Annotated in this window: 24 protein-coding genes; 15 read left to right on the top strand and 9 right to left on the bottom strand. The window is 64.7% G+C overall.

The genetic code is table 11. From position 1 onward, the window contains the following. Window positions 1-5 precede the first annotated feature (5 nt). The 10 genes from IVA88_RS26750 (at window position 6) to IVA88_RS26705 (ending at window position 9,477) form a co-directional block, all read left to right on the top strand. Window positions 6-1,661 (top strand): nitrite/sulfite reductase, encoded by a 1,656-nt coding sequence (locus tag IVA88_RS26750; RefSeq protein WP_247500133.1) that lies wholly within the window; start codon window positions 6-8, stop codon window positions 1,659-1,661. After that, window positions 1,648-2,163 carry a DUF934 domain-containing protein gene (locus tag IVA88_RS26745; protein WP_247500132.1) on the top strand — a complete coding sequence of 172 codons (516 nt, stop codon included), beginning with the start codon at window positions 1,648-1,650 and terminating at the stop codon, window positions 2,161-2,163. Before IVA88_RS26750 ends, IVA88_RS26745 begins: the two co-directional genes overlap by 14 nt. Next, window positions 2,160-2,891 (top strand): phosphoadenylyl-sulfate reductase, encoded by a 732-nt coding sequence (locus IVA88_RS26740; protein WP_247500131.1) that lies wholly within the window; start codon window positions 2,160-2,162, stop codon window positions 2,889-2,891. The genes IVA88_RS26745 and IVA88_RS26740 overlap by 4 nt, the downstream gene beginning before the upstream one ends. A gap of 124 nt (window positions 2,892-3,015) precedes the next feature. After that, window positions 3,016-4,017, top strand: a complete 1,002-nt coding sequence (locus tag IVA88_RS26735; RefSeq protein ID WP_247500130.1) for a sulfate ABC transporter substrate-binding protein — start codon at window positions 3,016-3,018, stop codon at window positions 4,015-4,017. Between the two features lie 33 nt (window positions 4,018-4,050). After that, window positions 4,051-4,887 carry a sulfate ABC transporter permease subunit CysT gene (gene cysT, locus IVA88_RS26730; RefSeq protein WP_346657638.1) on the top strand — a complete coding sequence of 279 codons (837 nt, stop codon included), beginning with the start codon at window positions 4,051-4,053 and terminating at the stop codon, window positions 4,885-4,887. Between the two features lie 9 nt (window positions 4,888-4,896). Next, window positions 4,897-5,808 carry a sulfate ABC transporter permease subunit CysW gene (cysW, locus tag IVA88_RS26725; RefSeq protein WP_247500129.1) on the top strand — a complete coding sequence of 304 codons (912 nt, stop codon included), beginning with the start codon at window positions 4,897-4,899 and terminating at the stop codon, window positions 5,806-5,808. Beyond that, window positions 5,798-6,835, top strand: a complete 1,038-nt coding sequence (locus IVA88_RS26720; RefSeq protein ID WP_247500128.1) for a sulfate ABC transporter ATP-binding protein — start codon at window positions 5,798-5,800, stop codon at window positions 6,833-6,835. Before cysW ends, IVA88_RS26720 begins: the two co-directional genes overlap by 11 nt. Before the next feature lie 90 nt (window positions 6,836-6,925). Continuing rightward, window positions 6,926-7,429 carry a CAP domain-containing protein gene (locus IVA88_RS26715; RefSeq protein ID WP_247500127.1) on the top strand — a complete coding sequence of 168 codons (504 nt, stop codon included), beginning with the start codon at window positions 6,926-6,928 and terminating at the stop codon, window positions 7,427-7,429. A gap of 78 nt (window positions 7,430-7,507) precedes the next feature. Further along, a complete protein-coding gene (locus IVA88_RS26710) occupies window positions 7,508-8,686 on the top strand; it encodes a DUF3734 domain-containing protein (protein WP_247500126.1) in 1,179 nt (392 codons plus the stop codon). Window positions 8,687-8,688: 2 nt separating this feature from the next. Continuing rightward, window positions 8,689-9,477 (top strand): 3-hydroxybutyrate dehydrogenase, encoded by a 789-nt coding sequence (locus IVA88_RS26705; RefSeq protein ID WP_008137046.1) that lies wholly within the window; start codon window positions 8,689-8,691, stop codon window positions 9,475-9,477. Between the two features lie 46 nt (window positions 9,478-9,523). On the opposite strand, the gene IVA88_RS26700 is transcribed toward IVA88_RS26705, so the two are convergent. The 3 genes from IVA88_RS26700 to IVA88_RS26690 all read right to left on the bottom strand — a co-directional run bounded on the left by IVA88_RS26700 (window position 9,524) and on the right by IVA88_RS26690 (window position 12,884). Further along, window positions 9,524-10,348 (bottom strand): sulfite exporter TauE/SafE family protein, encoded by an 825-nt coding sequence (locus IVA88_RS26700; RefSeq protein ID WP_247500125.1) that lies wholly within the window; start codon window positions 10,346-10,348, stop codon window positions 9,524-9,526. Window positions 10,349-10,547: 199 nt separating this feature from the next. Next, window positions 10,548-11,915: a flippase gene (locus IVA88_RS26695; RefSeq protein WP_247500124.1), complete on the bottom strand. Its 1,368-nt coding sequence runs from the start codon at window positions 11,913-11,915 to the stop codon at window positions 10,548-10,550. Window positions 11,916-12,044: 129 nt separating this feature from the next. Further along, window positions 12,045-12,884 (bottom strand): protein-disulfide reductase DsbD domain-containing protein, encoded by an 840-nt coding sequence (locus tag IVA88_RS26690; RefSeq protein WP_247500123.1) that lies wholly within the window; start codon window positions 12,882-12,884, stop codon window positions 12,045-12,047. A 141-nt stretch (window positions 12,885-13,025) separates the two neighbouring features. Here IVA88_RS26690 and IVA88_RS26685 point away from each other — a divergent pair, with 141 nt between their 5' ends. Beyond that, complete coding sequence (locus IVA88_RS26685; RefSeq protein WP_247500122.1) at window positions 13,026-13,670, top strand: YqgE/AlgH family protein; 645 nt, start codon at window positions 13,026-13,028, stop codon at window positions 13,668-13,670. 123 nt (window positions 13,671-13,793) lie between these two features. On the opposite strand, the gene IVA88_RS26680 is transcribed toward IVA88_RS26685, so the two are convergent. Next, window positions 13,794-14,681: a TauD/TfdA family dioxygenase gene (locus IVA88_RS26680; protein ID WP_247500121.1), complete on the bottom strand. Its 888-nt coding sequence runs from the start codon at window positions 14,679-14,681 to the stop codon at window positions 13,794-13,796. Window positions 14,682-14,795: 114 nt separating this feature from the next. Continuing rightward, window positions 14,796-15,575, bottom strand: a complete 780-nt coding sequence (locus IVA88_RS26675; protein ID WP_247500120.1) for an SDR family NAD(P)-dependent oxidoreductase — start codon at window positions 15,573-15,575, stop codon at window positions 14,796-14,798. Between the two features lie 98 nt (window positions 15,576-15,673). On the opposite strand from IVA88_RS26675, the gene IVA88_RS26670 reads away from it, so the two are divergent. Together IVA88_RS26670 and IVA88_RS26665 are read left to right on the top strand one after the other, a co-directional pair. Then, window positions 15,674-16,411 (top strand): SDR family oxidoreductase, encoded by a 738-nt coding sequence (locus tag IVA88_RS26670; protein WP_247500119.1) that lies wholly within the window; start codon window positions 15,674-15,676, stop codon window positions 16,409-16,411. Window positions 16,412-16,484: 73 nt separating this feature from the next. Further along, window positions 16,485-16,859 (top strand): CsbD family protein, encoded by a 375-nt coding sequence (locus IVA88_RS26665; protein ID WP_247500118.1) that lies wholly within the window; start codon window positions 16,485-16,487, stop codon window positions 16,857-16,859. Between the two features lie 162 nt (window positions 16,860-17,021). On the opposite strand, the gene IVA88_RS26660 is transcribed toward IVA88_RS26665, so the two are convergent. Further along, window positions 17,022-18,740 (bottom strand): DUF459 domain-containing protein, encoded by a 1,719-nt coding sequence (locus tag IVA88_RS26660; RefSeq protein WP_247500117.1) that lies wholly within the window; start codon window positions 18,738-18,740, stop codon window positions 17,022-17,024. Window positions 18,741-18,920: 180 nt separating this feature from the next. After that, entirely contained in the window at window positions 18,921-20,315 is a 1,395-nt protein-coding gene (locus IVA88_RS26655) for a lytic murein transglycosylase (protein WP_247500116.1), read from the bottom strand. 196 nt (window positions 20,316-20,511) lie between these two features. Between IVA88_RS26655 and galU the strand changes: the two genes are divergently transcribed. Next, window positions 20,512-21,387 carry a UTP--glucose-1-phosphate uridylyltransferase GalU gene (gene galU, locus IVA88_RS26650; RefSeq protein ID WP_247500115.1) on the top strand — a complete coding sequence of 292 codons (876 nt, stop codon included), beginning with the start codon at window positions 20,512-20,514 and terminating at the stop codon, window positions 21,385-21,387. Window positions 21,388-21,509: 122 nt separating this feature from the next. On the opposite strand, the gene IVA88_RS26645 is transcribed toward galU, so the two are convergent. Next, complete coding sequence (locus IVA88_RS26645) at window positions 21,510-23,006, bottom strand: diguanylate cyclase (protein ID WP_247500114.1); 1,497 nt, start codon at window positions 23,004-23,006, stop codon at window positions 21,510-21,512. Window positions 23,007-23,150: 144 nt separating this feature from the next. Between IVA88_RS26645 and IVA88_RS26640 the strand changes: the two genes are divergently transcribed. After that, the gene (locus tag IVA88_RS26640) at window positions 23,151-23,420 is read left to right on the top strand and encodes a hypothetical protein (RefSeq protein ID WP_247500113.1); all 270 of its coding nucleotides are present in this window, start codon (window positions 23,151-23,153) and stop codon (window positions 23,418-23,420) included. 12 nt (window positions 23,421-23,432) lie between these two features. Here IVA88_RS26640 and IVA88_RS26635 read toward each other — a convergent pair whose 3' ends face one another. Beyond that, window positions 23,433-26,309 (bottom strand): EAL domain-containing protein, encoded by a 2,877-nt coding sequence (locus IVA88_RS26635; RefSeq protein ID WP_247500112.1) that lies wholly within the window; start codon window positions 26,307-26,309, stop codon window positions 23,433-23,435. Window positions 26,310-26,353 lie beyond the last annotated feature (44 nt).

The following is a 26,353-nucleotide window of genomic DNA, read 5'->3' as shown; positions in this document are numbered from 1 at the left end:
CTCTCATGTATGCTTACGACGAAATCGACCGCACGCTCGTCAACGAGCGCGTCTCGGAGTTCCGCGACCAGGTGAAGCGCCGCCTCTCCGGCGAGCTCACCGAGGACGAGTTCAAGATCCTGCGGCTTCAGAACGGCGTCTATCTGCAACTGCACGCCTACATGTTCCGCGTCGCGATCCCCTACGGGACGCTGGCATCGAACCAGTTGCGGGCGCTCGCCCACGTCGCGCGCAAATATGACCGCGGCTACGGCCATTTCACGACGCGGCAGAACATCCAGTTCAACTGGATCAAGCTTGCCGAATTGCCGGATGCGCTGGCCGATCTCGCCGAGGTCGGCATCCATGCGATGCAGACCTCCGGCAACAACATGCGCAACGTCACCTCGGACCAGTGGGCCGGCGTCGCGCCCGGCGAGATCGAGGATCCCCGCATCTGGTCGGAGCTGATCCGCCAGCACACCACGCTGCATCCGGAATTCTCGTTCCTGCCGCGCAAGTTCAAGATCGCGATCACCGCGGCAGACCATGACCGCGCCGCGATCAAGATCCACGACATCGGGCTGAAGCTGATCAAGAACGAGAAGGGCGAGACCGGCTTCGAGGTGCTGGTCGGCGGCGGACTCGGACGCACGCCGTTCATCGGCAAGACCATCAAGCATTTCTGCCATGGCCGCGACATCCTCAGCTATATCGAGGCGATCCTGCGGGTCTACAACCAGTACGGCCGCCGCGACAATATCTACAAAGCGCGCATCAAGATCCTGGTGCACGAGCTTGGCATCGAGAAGTTCTCGCGCGAGGTCGAGGAGGAGTGGGGGTACATCCGCAACTCCTCGCTCCAGATCGACGACGAGGTGATCGAGGACATCCGCTCGCGCTTCGCCTATCCTTCCTACGAGAAGCTGCCGCACATGCCGGACGAGCTGCGCCAGGCCGCAGCCGATCCGGATTTCGAGGCGTGGCGCAAGAACTCGGTGGCCCCGCACAAGGTTCAGGGCTATTCCATCGTCACGATCTCGCTGAAGCCGATCGGCGCGCCTCCGGGCGATGCCACCGCCGAGCAGATGGACGCGCTCGCCGATCTCGCCGACAGATATTCCTTCGGTGAGATCCGCGTCGGTCACGAGCAGAACCTCGCTTTGCCGCACGTCGCCAAGCGCGACCTGCCGGCGCTGTGGAAGGCGCTCGACAAGCTCGGGCTGGCGACGCCGAACGTCAATCTGATCACCGACATCATCGCCTGCCCGGGTCTCGACTATTGCTCGCTGGCCAATGCGCGCTCGATCCCGATCGCTCAGGAGTTGACGCGGCGCTTCGCCAATCACGAGCTCGCCAATCTGATCGGCCGTCTCCACATCAACATTTCCGGCTGCATCAATGCCTGCGGCCATCATCATGTCGGCCATATCGGCATTCTCGGCGTCGAGAAGAACGGCGAGGAGGTCTACCAGATCACCATCGGCGGCCGCGCCGACGAGAGTGCCGCACTCGGCAATCTGATCGGCCCCGGCGTCAAGTTCGACGAGGTCGCCGACGTCGTCGAGGACATCGTGGAAGCCTATCTGGCGCTGCGCGAGCGGCCGGAAGAGCTGTTCATGGACACCGTAAAACGCCTCGGTGTCGAACCCTTCAAGGAGCGCGTCTATGCCACTCGTTAATGGCGGAAAGATCGCCGACGACAGCTTCGTCAAGCTTGCCGTGGACACGCCGCTGCCCGAGGGCGGCGACATCCTGGTGCCGGCCGAACGCTTCGTCGGCGAGGCGGATGCGTTGCTCAAGCGGGCCGGCAAGGTCGGCGTGATCTGGCCGAACAATCGCGACATCGCCGAGCTGGTGCCTTATCTCGGCAAGATCGCCGTCGTCGCGCTGGTGTTCCCGACCTTCCGCGACGGACGCGCCTACAGCCAGGCGCGGCTGCTGCGCGAGCGTTACAATTACCGAGGCGAATTGCGTGCGACGGGGCAGATCCTGCGGGACCAGTTCGTGTTCATGCTGCGCGCCGGCTTCGATTCCTTCGACGTCAAGAAGCAGGCCGACGCGGAAGCCTTCATGCAGACCGCGAAGCGCTACTCGGTATTCTACCAGCCCACCGGCGACGGCCGCATCACGGCGCTGCACCGGCGCATGCAGCTGCGTCACTCCGAGGGTGTCGGCACGTGAACGCAATCGCGCCACCAGTTTCGTCAATCTCCGTCTCTGCGCTGCCCTCAGCGGAGGAGCTCGATTGTGCCTTGCGCGATGCTTCGCCCGCCGAAATCATCGCCGCGGCGCTGAAGACGGTCGGACGCGACAAGCTTGCGCTGGTGTCGTCCTTTGGCACGGAATCGGCGACGCTGCTGAAGGTCATGGCCGACGTCGATCCGGCGATCCCCGTGATCTTCCTCGACACCGGCTGGCTGTTCGAGGAGACGCTCGCCTATCGCGACACGCTGATCGCGACGCTGGGCCTGAAGGACGTCCGCTCGATCAGGCCCGCGGAGGAGACGCTGTCGCGCGAAGATCCCGACCGCGACCTCTGGTTTTCCGATCCCGACGCCTGCTGCCGTATCCGCAAGGTCGAGCCGCTGGCCCGGGCGCTGAAGCCGTTCGATGCATGGCTTAACGGCCGCAAGCGCTTCCAGGGCAGCTCGCGCGCCGACATTCCGGTGGTCGAGGACGATGGCGCGCGATTGAAGTTCAATCCCTTCGCCAATGTCTCGCGCGAGGAACTCGAGGCCATTTTCGCCCGCGCCAAATTGCCGCGTCATCCCCTGGTCCAGTCCGGTTTCCTGTCGGTTGGGTGTATGCCTTGCACGAGCAGAACGGCCGAAGGCGAGGATGAGCGTGCCGGTCGCTGGCGCGGCCGGGCCAAGACGGAATGCGGCATCCACACGATGAAGACTTCGTAGCATGGTCACGCTGCCCGCTTGCGAACAAGAAAATCCGGTTCCGTTGACTTAAGCGCGTTTCGCCCCGAGTTATGCCCGCAGGTCTTCGCTGACATCGACGTCATCGAAGCGAATGGAGATGGACATGATGCGCCGTATCGTTCCGCTCGCTGCAGGACTGCTCGTGACAGGCTTGTTGGCAAGCTCGGCTCTCGCCGCTGACATCAATCTGCTGAACGTATCGTATGATCCGACGCGCGAGCTCTATGCCGAGTTCAACAAGGCGTTCGCGAATGCCTATCAGAAGGAAACCGGCAAGAGCGTCGAGATCAAGCAGTCGCATGGCGGCAGCGGTTCGCAGGCGCGCGCCGTGATCGACGGATTGCAGGCCGACGTGGTGACGCTTGCGCTCGCCTACGACATCGACGCCATCGCGGGCAAAGGTCTCACGGCGGCTGACTGGCAGAAGCGGTTGCCGCAGAATTCATCGCCCTACACCTCGACCATCGTGTTCCTGGTCCGCAAGGGCAATCCGAAGGGCATCAAGGACTGGGACGATCTGCTCAAGCCGGGCGTCGCCGTGATCACGCCGAATCCGAAGACGTCGGGCGGCGCGCGCTGGAATTATCTGGCGGCCTGGGGCTTTGCGCAGAAGAAATACGGCGCGCCGGACAAAGCCAAGGATTTCATCGGAAAGCTGTATCAGCAGGTGCCGGTGCTCGACACGGGAGCGCGCGGCGCGACCGTGACCTTCGTCGAGCGCGGCGTCGGTGACGTGCTGCTCGCCTGGGAAAACGAGGCGTACCTGGCGCTCAAGGAATTCGGTCCGGAGAAATTCGAGATCGCGGCGCCGCCGCTCTCGATCCTGGCGGAACCGCCGGTGACGATCGTCGACAAGGTTGCCAATAAAAAAGGCACCCGCAGCGTCGCCGATGCCTACCTGCAATACTGGTACACCAAGGAAGGTCAGGAAATCGCGGCACGCAATTTCTACCGTCCGCGCGATCCCGAGATCGCTAAGAAACATGAAAACTCTTTCGCCAAGGTCGAGTTGTTCACGATCGACGAACTTTTCGGCGGCTGGACCAAGGCGCAGAGGGAACATTTTGCCGACGGCGGCGTCTTCGATCAGATCTACAAGAACTGATCGGGCGCTGTCGGAGGGGCTTTAGGGGGCCTGGTGAGCGCAATCGCAGCACGACGCCGGACATTGCCGGGCTTTGGTCTCACCATGGGACTGACGCTTTCCTGGCTGTCCATCATCATCCTGATTCCGCTCGCCGGCTTGTTCCTGAAATCGCTTGAGCTGAGCCCCGAGCAGTTCTGGAACATCCTCTCCAGCCGCCGCACGCTCAATGCCTTGCGCGTGTCGTTCGGGCTCGCCTTTGCGGCCGCCTGCGTCAATCTCGTCATGGGCAGCATCATCGTCTGGGCGCTGGTGCGCTACCGCTTCCCGGGAAGGCGGCTGTTCGATGCCATCGTCGACGTGCCCTTTGCGTTGCCGACCGCGGTCGCTGGCGTCGCGCTGACCGCGTTGTTCGCCGAGAAGGGCTGGCTCGGCGCGCCGCTCGCGGCGGCCGGCATCAAGGTGGCGTTCACGCCGGTCGGCATCTTCGTCGCCATGATCTTCATCGGCATCCCGTTCGTGGTGCGCACCGTGCAGCCGGTGCTCCAGGATCTCGACCCCGAGATCGAGGAGGCCGCGGGCAGCCTTGGCGCCAGCCGCTGGCAGACCATCATTCGCGTGATCCTGCCCTCGCTCGGGCCTGCGCTGCTCACCGGGCTCGCGCTCGCCTTCGCCCGCGCGGTCGGCGAATACGGCTCGGTGATCTTCATCGCCGGCAATCTGCCCAACGTCTCCGAGATCGCGCCGCTGCTGATCGTGATCCGCCTCTCTGAATTTCGCTACGCCGACGCAACCGCCATCGCGGTGGTCATGCTCGTCGTGTCCTTCGTCATTATCTTCGCCGTCAATCGGCTCCAGCGCTGGTCGCAGAGCCGGATTCCGGTGCGTTGAGGACGGACCATGACGATGCAGATCGCAGATTCCGTCTCACTCTCGGCTCCCGACGCCAAGGCACGCGCGCATGCGGCGGCCGCGCGGAACAACCTTCGCACCGAACCACGTGCGGTCCGCATCGTCATCATCGCGCTGGCGATGATCTTTCTCGGCGTCTTCGTTGTGCTGCCGCTGGTGGTGGTGTTCGCGCAGGCCTTCTCGAAGGGTATCCTCGCTTATCTCGCCGCGCTGGCCGATCCGGAGGCGCTGTCCGCGATCAGGCTGACACTGGTGGTGGCGGCGATCTCGGTCGGCCTCAACCTCGTGTTCGGTCTCGTCGCGGCCTGGGCCATCGCCAAGTTCGAATTCCCGGGCAAGACCTTCCTGATCACGCTGATCGATTTGCCGTTCTCGGTCAGCCCGGTGATCTCGGGCCTCGTCTTCGTGCTGCTGTTCGGCGCGCAGGGCTATTTCGGCGGCTGGCTTAGGGATCACGACATCCAGATCCTGTTCGCGGTGCCCGGCATCGCGCTTGCGACTACCTTCGTGACCTTCCCCTTCGTGGCGCGTGCGCTGATCCCGCTGATGCAGGAGCAAGGCACGCAGGAGGAGGAAGCCGCGATCTCGCTCGGCGCCTCGGGCCTGCAGACCTTCTTCCGCGTCACGCTGCCTAACATCAAATGGGGCGTGCTCTACGGCGTCCTGCTCTGCAACGCGCGCGCGATGGGCGAGTTCGGCGCAGTCTCCGTCGTCTCCGGCCATATCCGCGGCGAGACCAATACCATGCCGCTTCTGGTCGAGATTCTCTACAATGAATACCAGTTCGTTGCGGCGTTCGCGATCGCCTCGCTGCTCGCGATGCTTGCGCTGATCACGCTGATCGCCAAGACCGTTCTCGAAAATCATCTCGACGAAGGACACGACGCAAGTGACCATTGAAGTCAGGAATCTCGTCAAGAAGTTCGGCAGCTTCAAAGCCCTCGACGGCGTCGATCTCAAGGTCGACAATGGCGAGCTGCTCGCGCTGCTCGGTCCCTCTGGCTCCGGCAAGACGACGCTGCTGCGGATCATCGCCGGCCTCGACTGGCCTGATTCCGGCGAGGTCACCTTCAACGGCGAGGACGCGCTGGCGCAGGGCGCGCGCGAACGGCACGTCGGCTTCGTATTCCAGCACTACGCGCTGTTCCGCCACATGACGGTATTCGAGAACGTCGCCTTCGGCCTGCGCGTGCAGCCGCGCGCCATCCGCAAGGACGAAGCCACCATCCGTGCGCGCGTCAAGGAGCTGCTCGATCTGGTGCAGCTCGACTGGCTCGCCGACCGCTATCCGAGCCAGCTCTCCGGCGGCCAGCGCCAGCGTATTGCGCTCGCCCGCGCGCTCGCGATCGAGCCGCGCATCCTGCTGCTCGACGAGCCTTTCGGCGCGCTCGATGCCAAAGTGCGCAAGGAGCTGCGCCGATGGCTGCGCTCGCTGCATCACGAGATCAACGTCACCTCGATCTTCGTCACTCATGATCAGGAGGAGGCGCTCGAAGTCGCCAACCGCGTCGTGGTGATGGACAAGGGCAGGATCGAGCAGATCGGCTCGCCCGACGACGTCTATGAAACTCCGGCGACCGCCTTCGTCCACGGCTTCATCGGCGAATCCATTGAGCTGCCCGTCCAGATCGAAGCCGGCGTCATCAGGCTCGGCGACCGGCCGCTTCGGCTCGCAGCAGACGGGCTTGCTCCTGGCGCGTCAAGACTGTTCGTCCGGCGACACGACATGCTGGTTGGGCCGCCCGGCAGCGGTGCCTTCGAGGGCGCCGTGCAGCATGTCCGGAATTTCGGTCCGGTGCAGCGGGCCGAGGTGGCACTATCTGGCGGCGAGACCATCGAGATCGATGCTCCCCGCGACAGGGAACTGCGCGCCGGCGACACGATCGGCCTGGAGCCCCGCCGCTATCGGATATTTGCCGGCGTGTGAGCCGGCGCGACGGGTCAATTTTTCCTCAATATTCACCTTTCAGCCACGGTTGGTATGCAACAACGGCCCCTGATTTGGGGGCTTCTGTTCATGCGCGCCGCGGCCGCAATACTCATCACTTTGCTGCTCGCCGGCTGCGCCGGCAACGAAGCACCGGTCCAGCAGCCCTCGATGTATGCCGATATGGCTGTGCCGGGCGCGCAGGTCGATGCGCAGGCGGCAGCGATCATGATCTCGCAATACCGCCAGAACAACGGGCTCGGCACCGTCGTGATCGACCCCGATCTGATGCGGCTCGCCGAATCCCAGTCGCAGGCCATGGCGGCGGCCAACAAGATGGACCATGACGTCCGCGCGCCACTGGCCAAGCGCCTGGCCGCCGGCGGCTATCCGGCGAATGTTGCGGTCGAGAACGTCTCGGCCGGCTATCATACCCTGGCGGAAGCGTTTTCAGGCTGGCGCGACTCGCCTCCGCACCGCGCCAACATGCTCAAGAGCGGTGTCACAAAATTAGGCATCGCGGCGGGCTATGCTCCGGGCACCAAATACAAGGTGTTCTGGACCATGATCCTGGCCTCGACCGACCCTCGATAAGCCAGACTTGATCCGCGGCTGCATTGACGCCGCGGCAGACTGTCGCCACGGTCGCTCGCCATCTGCTATTGTTCCCGCATGACCCATCAGACCAGTCCGGAATCCGCCAGCGTCCCCGCAAATGCGCAACGTGTCCTGGTCCTGCAGGGCGGCGGCGCGCTCGGCTCCTATCAGGCCGGAGCCCATCAGGCCCTGTGCGGATTTGGCTTCGAGCCCGAATGGGTCGCCGGCATCTCGATCGGCGCGATCAACGCCGCCATCATCGCCGGCAACGAGGGGCACACCCGGGTCAAGCGGCTCAAGGAATTCTGGGAGATGGTCTCCGCGCCGGTGCCGTGGAAGCCGATCGGCAAGAGCGATCACAGCCGCGAGCTGTTCAATTCGACCAGCGCCGCCCTGATCGCGACCTTCGGCGTGCCCGGATTCTTCACGCCTCGCATGCCGCCCGCGCCGCTGTGGCCGCCCGGCAGCCCTCAGGCCGAAAGCTACTACGACACCGCGCCGCTGAAGAAGACGCTGGAGCGTCTGGTCGATTTCGATCGCATCAACGATTTGAAGACGCGGCTGTCGGTCGGTGCGGTCGGCGTCACCTCGGGCAACTTCAAATATTTCGACAATTACGAGTTCAAGAAGCTCGGCAAGAAAATCGGCCCCGAGCACATCATGGCCTCCGGCGCGCTGCCGCCCGGATTTCCGTCCGTCGTGATCGAGGGCGAGCATTACTGGGACGGCGGCATCGCCTCCAACACGCCGCTCGACTATGTGCTCGATACGGAGACCGATCGCGACCTGCTGATTTTCCAGGTTGACCTGTTCAGCGCCCGCGGCGACCTGCCGACCTCGCTGCTCGAGGCCACCGAGCGCGAGAAGGACATCCGCTTCTCCAGCCGCACGCGGATGAACACCGACAAGAACAAGCAGGTGCACAACGCGCGCAAGGCTCTGCGAGACCTGATCGGGAAGCTGCCGGATTACCTGAAGAACGATCCGTCGGTCGAGATTCTCAACAAGGCGGCGTGCGAAAGCACCGTCACCGTGGTGCACCTGATCTATCGCAGCAAGAACTACGAATCCTCGTCCAAGGATTACGATTTCTCGCATGTCGCTATGGTCGAGCATTGGGAAGCCGGCGTGCAGGACGTTCACCTGTCGATGCGCCATAAGGACTGGCTCGAGCGGCCGCAATCCGGCGAGACCATGGTGACCTACGATCTCACGGGGGACGTCACCGCGCCCCCGCCAAAAAGGAGCGAATGAATATGGGTAGTCTCTCAGGCAAGAATGCCGTCGTGACCGGGTCGACCAGCGGCATCGGGCTTGCTTACGCGCGCGCCTTCGCCGCCGCTGGCGCCAATGTCGTCATCAACGGCTTCGGCTCGCCGGAGGACATCGAGAAAGAGCGCGCCAAGATCGAGTCCGATTTCGGCGTGAAGGCGGTCTATTCGCCTGCCGACATGACCAAGCCGGCCGAGATCGCCGGGATGATCGCGCTCGGTGAGAAGAGTTTTGGTTCGGTCGACATCCTCGTCAATAATGCCGGCATCCAGTTCGTCTCGCCGATCGAGGAATTCCCGCCGGAGAAATGGGACCAGATCATCGCGATCAACCTGTCCTCGGCCTTCCATGCCATTCGCGCCGCCGTCCCCGGCATGAAGAAGAAGGGCTGGGGCCGCATCATCAACACCGCTTCCGCCCACTCGCTGGTCGCCTCGCCCTTCAAGTCGGCCTATGTGTCGGCCAAGCACGGCATCGCCGGCCTGACCAAGACCGTGGCGCTGGAGGTCGCGACCCACAAGATCACCTGCAACTGCATCAGCCCCGGCTATGTCTGGACGCCGCTGGTGGAGAAACAGATCCCCGACACCATGAAGGCCCGCAACCTCACGCGCGAGCAGGTCATCAACGACGTGCTGCTCGACGCGCAGCCGACCAAGGAGTTCGTCACCTCCGAGCAGGTCGCAGCACTCGCGCTGTTCCTGTGCGGCGACGATGCAGCGCAGATCACCGGCACCAACCTGTCGATCGACGGCGGCTGGACCGCGGAGTAATCCGCGACGGTTGGCGAATGGCGGAGCCGAGCTCCGCCATTTTCGTTCAGTGTGTCCAGGCCAGAGCCGTCACGAATGCCGAGGACAGGTTCAGCTCCGCGAACATGATCTTGCCGGCGACCACGAACAGCACGCTGGCAAGCGTCAGGCGCAGCACCGTCTCGGGCACGCGCGTCGCGCTGAAGCTGCCGACGATGATGCCGGGCAGCGAACCCATCAGCAGCACGCCCATTAGCGCCCAATCCACGTCGCCAAGCGCCCAGTGCCCCATTCCGGCGATCAGCGTCAGCGGGACCGCATGGGCGATGTCGGAGCCGACGATGGTCGCCATCGGCAGGCGCGGATAGAGCAGCAGCAGAACGGTGACGCCGACCGCGCCGGCGCCGACCGATGAAATCGAGACCAGCACTCCGAGCACGATTCCGGTGACGACCGTCGCGATCGCCGTGGTGCGGTCATCGACCTGCTCCAGGCGCCGACGATAACGCTCCATGATCGCCTTGCGGAAGATCAGCGAGGTCGCGGTCAGCAGCAGCGCGAAGCACAACACCAGATTGACCAGGCTGCGCTCGGAATCGCTCTTGAGGTCGAGCTCCCACAGCACGAGCAGCGTCAGCGCGCTCGCGGGAAGGCTGCCGCAGGCGAGCCGCAGCACCGCCGGCCAATGCACGCTGCGCGACCAGCCATGCACCACGCTGCCGCCGGCCTTGGTGGCGGCGGCATAGAGCAGGTCGGTGCCGACCGCGGTCGATGGATGAATGCCGAACAGCAGGATCAGCAGCGGCGTCATCAGCGAGCCGCCGCCGACGCCGGTCATCCCGACGAGCAGGCCGACGCCGAAACCGGAGGCGACGTAGAGTGGATCAATCATGTCCAGGGAATCTTAGGTTTATCTCGTCAGTTGGGCAATACTGCGTAGAATATTCTTTCCCTGGAGCGCAACCGTCTGGGAGCAATAAGAAAAATCGTGCTGCATGCCGGGCGATAGGTAGGTATTTCGCTTCGTTGCCGGGCGCGCTTCGAAGCCGCCGTTCCCCGAGGGCACCCATGCCAGGGCAGGCGGGAAGCGCCTATTTCCCGAACGCCAGCACGTGCAATCCCAGCCGCTGTCGCACGATCCAGAACAGCAGCACCGTCTCGAAGCAGAGCGAGATCGAGGTCGCGGCCGCGGCGCCGTGGCCGCCGAAGCGTGGCACCAGCGCGATGCAGAGCACCAGGTTCATCACAAAGGCCAGCGCATAGGCCAGCGCGCAGATCTTCTGCTGGCCGAGCATGTTGAGCAGGCGTTCGACCGGACCGATCGCGGCGCGGACCACGAGCCCGATCGCGGCGACGAACATGATGTCGTAGCCGACCGTGAATTGCGGCCCGAACAGCCAGAGCAGCGGCTTGCCGAGCGCGAGCAGCACGATCGTCGCCCCTAGCGACGGCCAGAACGTCCAGCTGATGGCGTGCGCGACGTAAGCCGACAGCCGCGCCTTGTCGCCGCTTGCGTTGTATTCGGCGAAGCGATGCGCTGTCGTTGCCGACATCGCGTAGTGAATGAACGAGACCAGCGCCAGCGTCTTCACCACCGCGAAATAGACGCCGACCTCGTCGGAGGGACGAAACTGCTGCAGCACCAGCACGTCGGTGTAGGACAGCAGAAGGTAAAAGCTCTCGACCAGCAGGATCGGCAGCGAGACGGCGAGCCAGCCGCCGATGTCGTAGGCCTTGGGGCCCGGCTCGATGTGATCGGCGAGCTTGCGGTTCAGCACGACCATCTGTCCCGTCATCGCGATCCACACTGCGCCGGCGCTCGCGACCATCGCGGCGATCGCGCCGAGATGATAGCCGAGCAGGAAGGCGCAGGCCGTGATGCCGATGATCAGCGCCTGGCGGATGATGAATTGCGGCATTAGGCCGAGCTGCATCCAGTCATGCGAGCGCGCGATGCCGTCCTGGGTGTTGGCGACGACGAAAGCGGGCAACGTCATGCAGCCGATGTAGAGCGGTAGCACCTCGGCCGGATCGATCCAGGGCGACAGCAATTTGACGATGCCGGCGAGGCCGAGCGACACCAGTGCGGAAACGGCAAAGGTCAGCCAGCGGCTGCCGGAGAGAAAGCCGCGCAGCAGCGCATGCTCGCCGCGGGTGCGGTACTCCGGAATGATCTTTTGCGCGGAGGCCGAGATGCCAAAATCCATCATGCTGCCGAGCAGCAGCACCCAGGTCCAGACATAGACATAGACTCCGTAGTCCGACGTGCCCATCCAGCGCGCGAGCAGGACCTGCGAGAAATATGCAAGGCCGGCGCTGATCACGCGAATGACGAAGATGGTGCCGGCCAGCCGCCGCGTCAGCGATGCTTCGCTCGGCCCGCCCGTCAATTTTTCGCGCAGCCGCGTGATGAGGCCGGCAGGTCCGGTCGTTGCGGGGTCTGCATCCATCACGGCCAATTCGAAGCATCCCCAGGGCGCACGCACATGCCGCGGCAGCCTCGCTGCAGTAGCCTTCGGGAATAGCAACCATTCGTTAAGATTTGGTTGGATCAAGGATGTCGTCCTGGCTTTCACCAGGACGACCAGTCACTCCAAATTGGTATTGAACTCGTACGATTTCTCCGGTCCGACCAGCGTGAACTTCAGCGCTGCGCCCTCTGGCTTGGCGCCCGGCGGCAGTCCGTCGAGTTCGAAAGAAAATCGCTTCACGCCCGGTGGGCTGGGCTCGACCGGCGCCGGGATCGGCAACGCCCAATCGGGCGTCGGGCCTTCCACGAACAGATTGACGTTGCGCGCATCCGGCACCACGACGTCGACCACCACATTCTTGGGCCCGTCACGCTTGACATCGCGGATAGTGAGCGGGTTGGGATCGCCGATCGTGGCAGGCTTGGGCACGGTGTCGAGCGCGGCGCGCAGATTGGCATCCTCGGTCGAGGCAACGCTGTTGAAGCCAAGCTCGGCGTGGGCCTCGACGGGAATGCAAAGTTTTTCGCACACCGCATAATTGATCTCGGCGCGCAGCGTCACCGGCTTGTCGGCCGCCTTGGCGATAATGCGCAAGGGCAGCACGACCTGGTCGTGATAGCCGATCGAATGGCCGCCTGCGCCGTCGTCGAACTTCAGCGGCGCGGGCCACATCACCGTCACGGCTTCGACATTGTCGGATTTCGAGAAATCGAAGCGCGGCGGAACGCCGGAATCGCCTGGCATGCGCCAATAGGTTTTCCAGCCGGGCTGGATCTGGAAGGCGATACCGCCGAGCAGGACGGCGCCGCTGCGCGATCCCGCGAGCAACCGCACCGCGGAATGTCCGTCGCGCTGCCAGGGCGATGCGTCGTCGGCACGCGCTGCAAGGGCCAGCCACGACGCAAGCAGGGTTGTCGCGACGCCAACCGCCGCACGCCGGGGAACTCTTGTCAGCATGGTACGTCTTTACAGGGTCGCCCGGCGGCAAACCATTGAATTGCTTGTGATGGATGCACTTGTATCGAGTCCCTGCAACCCTTGATTTGACAGCGGCCCGGCCCGACATCAGGATAGGAATTGAAACCGGAGTGCTTCACGATGGCTCCCACAGGCAAGAGGACGGGCGAGAGTACCCGCAAGCCAGCTTCCGCGCTCCCGAGCTCGACGGGTTACCTCGACGGCCAGCTGTTGATCGCCATGCCGGTGATGGGCGATGAGCGCTTCGAGCGCTCTGTGATCTATCTCTGCGCCCACTCCGCCGAAGGCGCCATGGGCATCATCGTCAACCACCCGGCCGGCAGCATCGACTTCCCCGAGCTGTTGCAGCAGCTCGGCATCATCAACAAGGGCGAGCACATCAAGCTGCCTGAGAATGCCGAAAGCATGAAGGTGCTGCGCGGCGGTCCGGTCGATACCGGCCGCGGCTTCGTGCTGCATTCCAGCGATTTCTACATCGAGAATGCGACGCTCCGGATCGACGAGGGCGTCTGCCTCACGGCGACGGTCGACATCCTGCGCGCGATCGCCAGTGGCTCCGGCCCCAAGCACGCCATCCTGGCGCTCGGCTATGCCGGCTGGGCGCCGGGCCAGCTCGAGACGGAAATCCAGAGCAATGGCTGGCTGCATTGCGATGCGGATTCGGAATTGATCTTCGGCGATGACGTCGACGAGAAATACGGACGCGCGCTGCGCAAGATCGGCATCGATCCCGGCATGCTGTCGAACGAGGCGGGGCACGCCTGAGTTCGTTTCCGTCAGCTTCGTAGGGTGGGCAAAGCGAAGCGTGCCCACCACTTCTGTTCACGTTGCGAGAATGGTGGGCACGGCGCAAGTGCGCCTTTGCCCACCCTACGGCCTCCCCAATCCCTACTCCGCCGCCTGCTGCTGCACCGTGGGCTCCGTGCCCGCCACCGTTGCGCGGCGCATGTCGCGGGGCTGCGACTGGTCGTAGCGGCGGACGCGGTGCATGGTCTGGCGGTTGTCCCACATCACGAGGTCATGCAGCTTCCATTTGTGGACGTAGACGAACTCGCTTTGCGTCGCGTGCTCGTTGAGATCGCGCAGCAGCAGCCGGCCCTCGGGGACGCTCATGCCGACGATCTTCCCGGCATGCGATGAGAGATAGAGCGACTTGCGGCGATGGACGGGATGAGTGCGCACGAGACGTTGCAGCACCGGCTTGAACATCTGCTTCTCGTCCTCGGTGTATTCGGTGAAGCCGAGCGATCCCCGCGAATACATCAGCGAGTGCTCGCAGACGAGGTCCTCGATCTCCGCCTTGGTCTCGTCGTCGAGAGCGTCATAGGCCGCGCGCATGTCGGCGAATTCGGTGTTGCCACCCTTCGGGTTGAGCACACGCGCCGACAACAGCGAGAATTTCGCCGGGATGGGGCGGAACGAGCTGTCGGAATGCCACAGGCAGTTGCCCAGATTGAACAGGTGCGCGCGGCTGTCTTTCGCCAGCGGCTTGCCGTCCTTGCCGAGATTGGAGACGTCGTTCAGGCCCGATTGGAGCCGGTAGTCCTTTTCCTTCGTCACAGTGCCGCCGCGCGCGTCCTCGCGCTCACCGAAATTCAGTGCAAAAGTCATCTGCTGTTCGTCGTTGATGTCCTGGTCGTGGAAGACCAGCACGGCATATTTGTCCATGGCGGCCTCGATCTCGCGCGCCTGGCCTTGCGTGAGAGGTTGCCGCAGGTCGAGACCCGAAACTTCGCCGACAAAATGTTTATGAAGCTGACGGATGGCGATCGTCATGACGTTTTCTCCCGCGAGCTGCGAGCGGTTGGTCCCGCCCTGTCGAGGAAAAAGTTACTCCCGTAACAGGCGAAGTCAACGCTTGGCGCGCATGTCTCTTAAGCGTTATGGCTCTCACGCGTTGCGCGCCATCAGGCCGCCGTCGACGGGGATGACTGCGCCGGTGAGGAAGGACGCTGCCGGCAGGCACAGGCTCAACGTCATGTGCGCGACCTCCTCGGGAACGCCGTAGCGGCCGAGTGCAGTGCGGCGCTTGGCGTAGATCGTCTTCTGCTCTTCCGATATCCGGTCGGTGATTCCAGTGCGGATCGGCCCCGGGCAGATGCAGTTGACGGTGATGCCTTCGCGGCCGAGCTCCACCGCGAGCGAGCGGGTGAGGCTGGCGACGCCGCCCTTCGCCGCCGAATAGGGGCTGTGCAATGCGGTGGCGCCGAGCGCCTCGGTCGAGGCGATGTTGACGATGCGCGGGCTCTTCGACTTTCGCAAGTGAGGCAGCGCGGCGCGGATGATGCGCGGATGCGCCGTCAGCATCACCGCAAGGCCCTGGGCCCAGGCGTCCTCATAGGCCTCGTCGTCGATCGCGACGCGCACGGAGATGCCGGCATTGTTGACGATGATGTCGAGCCCGCCGAAATGCGCGGCGACATCGCCGACCACGCGCTTGATCTCGCCGCCGTCGGCGACGTCGAGCTTCCAGGCTTTTGCCGAACCATTGCTTGCGGCAATCTCTTTCGTGACCGCTTGCGCGCCCTGCTCGTCATAATCGGTGACGGCAACGTTGGCGCCCTCGGCCGCGAACACGCACGCCGTCGCGCGGCCCATGCCGCTGGCCGCGCCGGTGACGAGAACCGTCAGGCCCTTCACGGACCGGCTGAGCTGTTTGAACTCGGACATGGTGTTTCCTCGAGGCTTTTTGTTTCTTGTTGTGAGATTGACAAGGCTGGCATCGATCCGCAGACAGGTCAAACAAGCAAAACAAACGGGAGGCCGCGATGGCGAACGAGCTCGATTTCTCAGGCAAGCAAGTGCTGGTCGTCGGCGGATCCAGCGGCATCGGCAACGGTATTGCGCAAGCCTTTCGCGTCAGGGGCGCAGCTGTTGCGGTCTGCGGCACACGTGCTCACGCCAAGGAATATTCGCAAGAGGAAGGCTCGGATCTCGCCGGTCTCACCTACGCGCAGCTCGACGTCGCCAATGCCGCGGCGGTCGAAGCCTTCAAGCCATCCTTCGATCGGCTCGACATCCTGGTGCTCGCGCAGGGCGCGGTGCTCTATCGCCGCGGCGAGTTCGAGATGGCCGGCTTTCGCAAGGTGGTCGAAGTCAATCTGATGAGCCTGATGGCCTGCGCCACGCGCTTTCATTCCATGTTGCGGGACGCGCAGGGGGCGCTGATCATGGTGTCCTCGACCGCGGCCTATCATTCCACCATGGGCAATCCTGCTTACAACGCGTCGAAGACCGGCGCGGTCGGATTGACGCGCACGCTGGGCGAGGCCTGGGCCGAGGATGGTATCCGCGTCAACGGCATCGCGCCCGGTCTCGTCGACACCAAGATGACCAAGGTGACGACCGACAATCCCAAGCGGCTCGAAGGCGCACTTTCACGCATTCCGCTGCGGCGATTGGGCACGCCCGCTGACATGGCGGGCGCGGCGCTGTTTTTCGCATCGCCGCTGTCGTCCTACATCATCGGCCAGACACTGGTCGTCGACGGCGGGCTTATTCTCTGAGCCCAATTTCAAGTCGGATGGAACTGCGCCGCTCCTGATCGGTTACTTGGGCTGACCCCCGAGGAGGAGCATCATGGATAAGGATCGGATTGTCGGATCGGCCAAGGAATTCGCCGGACGCGCGGAAGGCGCTGTCGGAGATATGGCCAGCGATGCGCAGACCCAGGCGTCCGGCAAGGCACGCGAAGCCGCCGGCACCGTGCAGAATCTCTACGGCCAGGCCAAGGATGCCGTCCGTGACGCCGGCGAGACGGCGGCCGGCTACGCCAAGGACGCCTACGACAACAGCGGCGAGACGTTCCGCGATGGCACGCAGGCGATTGCCCAGAAGGTGCAGGACAACCCGCTCGGCGCGCTGCTGGTCGCCGGCGGTATCGGCTTCGCGCTCGCGCTGCTGATGTCGCGGCCTTCGCGCCGTCCGCCGCCGCGCTGGCGCTATTACGGCTGAGCCAACGCTTCATTGATCGTGCCCCGGACGCAGCGCGACGTGATACGCCGCGCTGCCGAGCCGGGGCTTTTTTTAGGGACCCCAGCAAGAGCTGGGTCCAAGACTGGATCCCTCTGCGGCGCATTTCGCCGCGTCCGGAACACGAGACCTTAGCTCAGTAAATTACCGCGCCACTTCCGCCGATCGCCCCACGCTGCCCGGCGGCCGCGGGATCGCGGGGTTTTGAGCTGGATTGCGCGGGCCGGGTGCCGGCGCCAATTGACGCGGTGCTGGCTGCGGAGAGCCGCCGAAGCCGAAGAAATCACGCAAGGACGGCGCAGCCTGCGCCGGCTGCTGCTGCACCGGTGGCTTCTTGGGCGCGAGCTTTTGTGGCGCGATCGCTGCGGCGGCGCCGGGTGAACCCGGAGCAACACTGCCGTCGGGCGTCGTCGCGGCCATCGGCGTATCGCCCTTGGCCTGCTCGCGGCCGACTTCGCGGCGCGGCCAGGCATAATCGTCGGCGCGGCCGGCGGGCGCGGCCAGTGGCTCGCCCTTCACCATCGTCTTCGCAGCGAGCGCATCGACGGCGGCAGGACGTGAGCCCGGCCCACCCAGCAATTGATCGGTCGAGATCGAGGCCGCAACCAGCGGCACGATCGGGCCGGCCAGCGGCCGCGGCGCGGGCTTGCCGGGTTCGGCACTGGTGTCGGGGGTCGCCGGTTCGCTCGGCAGCGCGATCGGGCCGGAGCGCCCGGCGAGCAGGCGCGTGATCTCGCGCTCGACATAGTGGGCGAGCTTGCGCGCGCCGGGCTTGGTGAAATAGACGCCGTCATAGCTGCGGAGCTGACGGATCTGGCCTTCGAAGTCCGGGCCCTTCTGGAGGAAGCGGCCGGCCTCGTCGACAAAGCCGTCCCAGACGTCGACATAGGTGATGCCGGCCTTGGCCGCGCCTTCGCGATAGAGCGAATCCAGGAACAGCATGTCCGCGGTGCCCTTGGGACCGCGGATGGCGGGCAGGCCGACCCAGAGCACCGGCACGCCCTTGCTCTTGAGGACGTTGGCCAGCTCCTCGATCTTCTTGCCGTAGAGTTCGACCCAGCGCTCGTCGCGGAATTCGTAGAGGCCGTTCGGGTTGCGCGCGGTTTTCTCCGGAGCGGCGACCTGCGGCGTGTCGGCGTTGTCGGCATCGTCCTGGGGCAGGTCGGCATCGGCCGGCTTGTCGTCCGGTTTTGCGGCGGTGTCGCCGGGCTTGGCGTCGCCCGGCTTTGCTTCTCCTGGTTTTCCTTGCGGCTTGGCGCGCGCGCCCTTGTCGTTCTTCTTGTCCTTGTCCGTCGCCTTGTCCGATTTGTCGGGTGCTGCCGCCTCGCGGATCGCGGTGCGATCGTTGAGGCCGAGCATCACCACGATCACGTCGGGCTTCTCGGTCTCGAGGATGCCCTTTGCAGCAGCCGCCCAATCCGAGGGCTCACCCTTGGGCTGGTACTTGATCAGGCCGGACGTGGTCTTGTGCTTGCGGATCACGCCCATGTCGGGCTGCTCCGTGTAGGCGTCTTCGAGACCATAGGCGAGCCAGTCGGCCATGCCGTCGCCGATCACCAGCACGTTCCTGTCGGGGATGGTGTCACGTTTGGCCGGCGCCGGTGCGCGCGAAAAATCCTGGCGCGGCGCCTGCTGCTGTTGCTGCTGGAACGGCGCGAAAAAGTCGCCCCCGAACCATCCGCCACGGTCGCCGCCTCGTGGTGGTGGCGGGGCCGAACGCTGCGGCGGGCCGCCGAAGCCGGGGAAGTTGAAGAACTGCGCCGAGGCGGGTCCTGCGACCGTGACCAGAATCGCAAGCGCCGTCCCCAGCGCGATCAACGGGCCGGTCTCGGTCAGCGCCTTGAACAGGGACTTCTTCGACATGCGATCTCGGGCACGCGCAATGGGGATCGGACAGGCTCGATATAATAGCGGAATCGGGCGCCAACCGGGCAGATTCTCTTATCAGACTCTCTTGAGATTCTTGGCCCATACACGGGGAACCGCCGCCCCCGTCAAGGCTGCCTGCCAAAATCCCTGTTCAGGGTTACTTTCGGCGCGATTTTACCGCCCGCGTAGCCGTTCCAACGCGTCGGAGGAGGCGAATCCGTCCGCGGGGACCCCGATCGAGGCCTGGAAGTTGCGCAAGGCCTCCCGGGTCTGACCGCCGAACTGGCCGTCGGGGGTGCCCTTGTAGAATCCGCGCTGGGCCAGCAGCTGCTGCAGTTCCAGCCGCTCCGTGCGGGACAGCTCCCGTTCCTGCCGCGGCCAGGGCTGCACGAACGGCTGGCCGCCGCGCAGGCGATCGGCGAAATGGCCGATCGCCAGCGCATAGGCCTCGGCCGGGTTGTACTTCATGATGACGCGGAAGTTCTGCAGCATCAGGAAGCCCGGCCCCTGCGCGCCGGCCGGCGCCAGCAGATAGGCCTTCTCGGCCGGATGCGGGAAGGGCTGGTTGGCGGGGCGCTTGAGCCCGAGCCTCTCCCATTGCGCCATCGTCATCGCCTTGGCGCGGTCGGCCAGCATGTAGTTGAAGCCCTGGGGCACCACGACCTCGTAGCCCCAGGTCTGGCCGGCCTGCCAGCCGTCCTTCTTCAGATTGTTGGCAGTCGACGCAATCAGGTCGGCGGGATTGTCGACGACGTCACGCCGGCCATCACCGTCGCCGTCCACGGCAAAGCGCTTGAACGCGGTCGGCATGAACTGGGTCGGGCCGAAGGCGCCGGCCCACGAGCCGCGCAACTGTTCGGGCTTGAGGTCGCCGCGGTTGAGGATCTCCAGCGCCGAGAGGAACTCGTCCTTGAAATAGGCCTGGCGGCGGCCGATGCAGGCGAGCGTCGCGGTCGATTGCAGCACGTTGCGGTCGCCCATCTGCGTCGAGTAGTTGGACTCGATGCCCCAGATCGAGGCGATGATGTAGCGATCGACACCGGTGGCTTTTTCGGTAGCGTCGAACTGCGCCTTGTATTTGGCCAGGACCTCGCGGCCCTTGGCGAGGCGGTTGTCGTTCACGAGGATGTCGAGATAATCCCAGATCGACTTGGTGAACTCCGGCTGCGAGTCCATCAGGTCCATGATGCGCAGATCGGGCGTGAGCCCAGCCGTGAAGCGCTGGAAATTGTCCTGCGTGATGTTGCGCCGTGCGGCATCGGGCCACATGGCTGCGACGCAATTGCTGAAGTTGCCGGCGGCCTCGCGGATTGCGGCCGCCGTCATCAGCGGATGGCCGGAGGCACCGTCCTCGCCGCTCCAAGGTTGAGCTCCCGTTTGAACGCCGCCGGGGCCGGGCGCGGCTTGCGGGGGCGCCGGGTTCGGGCCGGAGAAAATACCGCCAAACAGATTGGAGAGGCCATTCTGCGCCTGCGCCTGCGCGCACGCCGGCAGCAGCAACGCGGCCGCAATCATCGTCCCGCTGGTCACAAATCCAGCACGTTTTGCCAGCCCTGCCATCGATTGCATCAGTTCACCCGTCGGCCTGAAAATTTGCCTTCAGAAGGCCCGGTTACGGTTGCCACTAGCTTAACAAAGGTGAAGTTTTGGTGACGGCCTTTTTCTTAACTTCGCGAGGGCGAGGCCCCACATCCGCCTTTGTTAGCGGCTGCAAACAAGCTAGCAAGATGCCATTGCTCCCTTCCTCAGGTATTCGACCCATCCCATGAAAATTCGCAAAGCCGTATTCCCCGTCGCCGGCCTCGGCACCCGCGTCCTGCCCGCCACCAAGGCGATGCCGAAGGAAATGCTGACCATCGTCGACAAGCCGTTGATCCAGTACGTCTATGACGAGGCGCGGGAGGCCGGCATCGAGCATTTCATCTTCGTCACCGGCCGCAACAAGAATGTCATCGAAGATCACTTCGACAAGATGTTCGAGCTCGATGCGACGCTAGCTGCGCGCGGCAAGAAGGCCGAGCAGGAGATTCTGGCGCAGAACCAGCCGGAGGCCGGCGCCGTCAGCTTCACCCGTCAGCAGGCGCCGCTCGGCCTCGGCCACGCGGTCTGGTGCGCGCGCGACATCGTCGGCAACGAGCCGTTCGCGGTCGTGCTGCCCGACGAGCTCGTGCTCAATTCGCCCGGCTGCCTGAAGCAGATGATCGAGACTGCCAGCAAGCTCGGCGAGAAATCCAACATCATCGCGGTCGAGGCGGTGCCCGACCATCTCACCCATCAATACGGCATCTGCGGCGTCGGCAAACGCACCGGCAAGATGTTCGAGGTCGACGGCATGGTCGAGAAGCCGGCCAAGGGCACCGCGCCTTCCAATCTCTCGATCACCGGTCGCTATATCCTGCAGCCGGAGATCTTCAAGATCCTGGAGACCCAGGAGCGCGGCGCCGGCGGCGAGATCCAGCTCACCGACGCCATGATCGGCCTCGCCAAATCGCAAAGGTTCTACGGCGTCGAGTTCGAGGGCGAGCGCCATGATTGCGGCTCCAAGCCCGGCTTCCTCCGCGCCAACATCGCCTACGGCCTGCAGCGCCCCGAGCTGCGCGACGGGCTGATCGCGGAGATGAAGAAGTATCTGGGGCAGTAGCCGTCAGCTGCTTCCACGCGTCATTGCGAGCGAAGCGAAGCAATCCAGAACGCTTCCCGCGGAAAGACTCTGGATTGTTCGTCGCAAGAGCTCCTCGCAATGATGGCGACAGGCAGCGGGCCTCACGCCGCCAGCGAAAGCGTCGGCAAGCTCGCGACCACCGACTGGTTGCGGCCGCCGGCTTTTGCGGCGTAGAGCGCCTTGTCGGCGGCGGCGACCAGGAGCGGCCAGTCCATGCCCGTGGTAGGAACGAGGCTCGCGATGCCGCAGGAGACGGTCGAACTCGTCTGGTCGTCGGACCAGCCCTGCACCTTGGTGCGGATCTTCTCGGCAACCTTGAAGGCGTCGGTGACCGAGGTGCCCGGCAGCAGCACGGCGAATTCCTCGCCGCCATAGCGCGCGGCGCAGTCGCCGGCGCGGCTCACCGAATCGGAAATGCAGATGGCGATGCCGACCAGCACCTGGTCGCCGGCCTGATGGCCGAACGTGTCGTTGTAAGCCTTGAAGTGATCGGCATCGATCATCAGCAGCGCGATCGGGGTCTTCTGCCGCATCGCGCGGCGCCATTCGACGTCGATCATTTGGTCGAACTTGCGGCGGTTCTTCAGGCCGGTGAGCGCGTCCGTCGTCGCCATCTCCTCGAGCTTGCGCTCGGCCTCGGCACGCCGGCCGATCTCGCGCGCGAGCACCAGCGTCGAGGCCAGCATGAACAGGTTGAGCGCCAGGACCACGGCGCCGATGCGGTAGGCTTCCCTCTGCCAGAGCTCGAACACGGCGTTCAATGGCTTGCCTGCCACCACGAATAGCGGTCCGGAGCCGGTGCTGCGGACGTAGAGGCGGGGCGTCGGATCGATCGGGCCCTGGCCCGCATAGGAGGCGCCGACCCGGAGATTGTCGGCGTTCCAGGTCCGCCGATCGCTCAGGTTCGTGCCGATTACCTCGAGGTCGAACGGCCGCCGCATCATGATGGTGCGGTCGCGCCTGAGCACGGTGATGGTGTCGTCGGCATCGAGGTTCAGCCGCTCGAACAATTCGTGGAAATAGCTGAAGCGGATCGAGCCGGCGACGACGCCGAGGAAACCGCCGTCGGTGTCGCTGATGCGCCGGCTCAGCACGATCGAATAGGCGCCGCGGAACAGCATGGGACGGCTGATGAAGAGCCCGGCGCCGGGATTGTCGCGATGATTCTTGAAGTACTCCTCCTCACTCCGGTTCGCCGGCATGGGATCCAGCGTGGAGGCGTCGATAGTCAGCCGGCCCTCGGCATCGAACACCTGGATGGCGCCGAAATGCCTCGCCGTGGTCGCATGATCGAACAGGATGAGGTGACGGATCGGCTTGGAGACCGTGGCGATCTCCGGCAGCAGCATGTTGCTGGCCACGGCCTTGAGGGCTAAATCGTAAATCTCGATGTTGCGGCTGACGTCGGATTCGATGGTCGTTGCGAGGTTTTCCAGCGTCTGGCGGGCGAGCGCCTCCTCGCCGTGGCGCATGTCCAGCATGACGTTGACGCAAATGGCGGAAAAGCCGATCACCGTCACCACGGACGAGATGATCAGCAGCTTCGCCGAAAGCCGCCATGGCCTACGGGCCATGACTTCGCGCGGTCCAGACAACATCGTTTGCTCCCGACACGAGTCAATGCGCCCGAAAGCTTGAGTAGTGTTTAAGCCGGGACGGCGCTGCCGGAATGAGTTAAAAATCGGTTTCGGCGGCGCACGTTTTTGGGCAAAGCGGGCCTTCGACCAGCGAAGAGGACAGCGGTGAACGATTACGACGCGTTGCGCGATTATCTGATGCGGCAGAAGCAGGCGGAATTCGTGCTGACCTACGAACAGATCGAGGAGATCATCGGCGCGGCCCTGCCGCGCGCGGCAAATCGTGCCTCATGGTGGGACACTCTGCGCAGCCCGGACATCCAGATGCCGCAGCGCGAAGCCTGCCTCGCCGCGGGCTTTGTGGCGACGCGGATGCCGGACGGCCAGAGCGTGCGGTTCACGAAGCGGAAGGGCGACAGGCGCAGGCCGGGGTGAGGCGAAGGAAAGTCAGCTCGCTGCTTCCAGACGCACTTCCGTGAGCAGGCGCATCGCGGCATCGGCGTCCATGGGTTCGCCGAAGGCAAAGCCCTGCGCGTATTCGCAGCCCATCTGGTAGAGCTCGACCGCGTCGGAATCGGTCTCGGCGCCTTCGGCGACAACGTCCATGCCGAGGTCGTGCGCGAGCGCGATGATCGACTTCAGGATCACCGGACGGGTGCCGCGATTGCCGGTGCGCACGAAGGACTGGTCGATCTTGATGGTGTCGAACGGGAAGCGCTGCAGATAGGCCAGCGAGGAATGGCCGGTGCCGAAATCGTCGAGCGACAGTCCGGTGCCGAGCTCGCGGATGCGCGTCAGCATCTGCGCCGCGTGCTCCGGATTCTCCATCACCAGCGATTCCGTCAATTCCAGCTTCAGCGTGCCGCGCGCGACCGAGGAGCGCGACAGCACGGTGCGGATGTCGTGGATCAAATCGTGGCGCAGCAATTGCCGCGAGGAGACGTTGACGGATGCGAAGATCGGCTCGCGCGAGCGCATTGCACGCTGCCAGATCGAGAGCTGCTTGGCAGTCTGGTCGAGCACGAACATGCCGAGGTCGATGATCAGGCCGGTCTCTTCGGCAATGGTGATGAATTCCGACGGCGCCATGCGTCCGAGCTTGGGATGGTCCCAGCGCACCAGCGCCTCGAAGCCGGCGACCGAACGGTCTTCCAGCCGCACGATCGGCTGGTACAGGATCGTGAGCTCCTGCCGCTCGATGGCGCGGCGCAGTTCGCTCTCGAGCGTCAGCCGGTCGGTTTTCCGCGCGCGCATCGCGGACTTGTAGACGTCGATGCGGTCGCCGCCGATGCGCTTGGAGTGGTACATCGCCAGCTCGGCGTCCTTGATGATCTCGTCGGTGAGCTGTGTCTGCGGATCAGAGAGCGCCAGGCCGATCGAGGCCGTGAGAAAAATCTCGCGTTCATTGAAGGCGATCGGCGCGCGGATGGTCTTGCGGATGGTCTCGGCGAAGGCGGTGATGCGGGCGGGGTCCTGCTCCGAGAGCAGGATCAGGCCGAACTGATCGCCGGCGAGCCGCGCCAGCGTATCCTGCGGCTTCAGGATGCGGGTGAGCCGGCGGGCCAGCGTCAGCAGGATGGAATCCCCGACCGCGATGCCGACGGAATCGTTGACCTGCTTGAAGCGGTCGAGGTCGATCACCATCAGCGTCGGCCGCAGTGTCGGCATGGTCTTGGCGAAATGCGCGACGGCGCCGAGCCGGTCCATGAACAGTTTGCGGTTGGGCAGGCCGGTGAGGTTGTCATGCACGGAATCGTGCAGCAAGCGCTCCTCGGCGTTGCGGAGCTCAGTGACGTCGGTGAGGGTGCCGACCACGCGCGAGACCTCGCCGTCGGAGCCGACGACGGGGCGCGCCTTCAGCGCGAACCACATGAAGTGACCGTCCGGCGTGCGCAGGCGGAAATCCTGCACCAGGCGGCCGCGGCGCTGGTCGAGCACGCTGTCGAGCGCGGCGCGGAAACGATCCTGGTCGAGCGGGTGCAGCACCTCCAGCCACGAGGCGGCCGGACCTTCCAGCGTGCCGCGCTTGAGGCCGAGCAGGGCTTCGGTCTCGGGGCTGGTGAAGACCTTGTCGGCGGAAACGTCCCAGTCCCAGATCAAATCGCCGGATCCGGCCAGCGCCAGCGCGCGGCGCTCGATGTCGGAGACGACGCCGGTGGTGGCGCCGCCGCCCGCGAACGCATGCTGCATCACCGTGAAGCCGATCAGCATCACGATCAGCACGAGGCCGCCGAGCAGCGCAGGGCCGACGATGTCGTTGGTGACGGAGCCCGCGACCGTCATGCCGGCCGCGATCACCCAGACCACCAGCAGGAACCAGGTCGGGATCAGCAGCACCGCGCGGTCGAAGCCGTGGGTGGAGAGATAGACGATCAGCGCGAACCCGGCGAAGGCGATCAGCACCAGCGAGATGCGTGCGATGCCGGAGGCTACGGCGGGGTCGAACAGGGCGAGCGCCACCAGCGAGCCCAGGAACGCGAGCCAGCCCACCGTGATGTGGGAATAGCGCACGTGCCATCGACTGAGATTGAGATAGGCGAACAGGAACACCAGCAGCGTCGCCGCCAGGATCGCCTCACCCGCCGCGCGCCAGATGCGCTCGGCGTTGTTCGACATGTCGAGCACCTTGCCCCAGAAGCCGAAATCGACGCCGATATAGACCAGCACCGCCCAGGCCAGCGCCGCGGCGGCCGGGAACATGATGCTGCCCTTGACCACGAACAGAATGGTGAGAACGAGAGCGAGGAGCCCTGAGATGCCGATCACGATGCCCTGGTACAGCGTGAACGAGTTGACCTTGTCCTTGTAGGCTTCCGGCTCCCACAGATAGAGCTGCGGCAGCTTGTCGGTGCGCAGCTCCGCGACGAAGGTGATGACGGCGCCAGGGTCGAGGGTGATGCGGAAGACGTCGGCGGTGGGGCTCTCCTGCCGCTCCGGCCGGTCGCCGGTCGAGGGCGTGATGGTCGCGATGCGCGACAGCCCGAGGTCGGGCCAGAGCAGCCCCGAGGAGACGATGCGATAATGCGGGGCGACGATCAGACGGTCGAGCTGGTCGTCGGTGTTGTTGGCGAGCGCGAACACCACCCAGTTCTGGCCACCTTCGCGGGCGCGCACCTCGATGCGGCGGACGATGCCGTCAGTGCCGGGCGCGGTGGAGACCTGGATACGGTCGGCGTCGCTGCGCTGATGCTCGAGCACGCCGGTGAGGTCGATCGCGGGCGCGTCACCGCGGACGCTGACAGCGTCCAGCGCGCGCGCCGGGAACGCGCAGACGAGAATCATGAGGCCCAGCGCTATGGGCGCGAGGCACCTGATCAGACGCAAGGTCAGTTCTCCGCGTTCGACGCAAACTCTTCGGTGCAGCCTCT

Source organism: Bradyrhizobium sp. 149 (assembly GCF_023073915.1).
In the GTDB taxonomy this organism is placed as follows: domain Bacteria; phylum Pseudomonadota; class Alphaproteobacteria; order Rhizobiales; family Xanthobacteraceae; genus Bradyrhizobium.
This window is presented reverse-complemented; position numbering and strand designations above follow the sequence as displayed.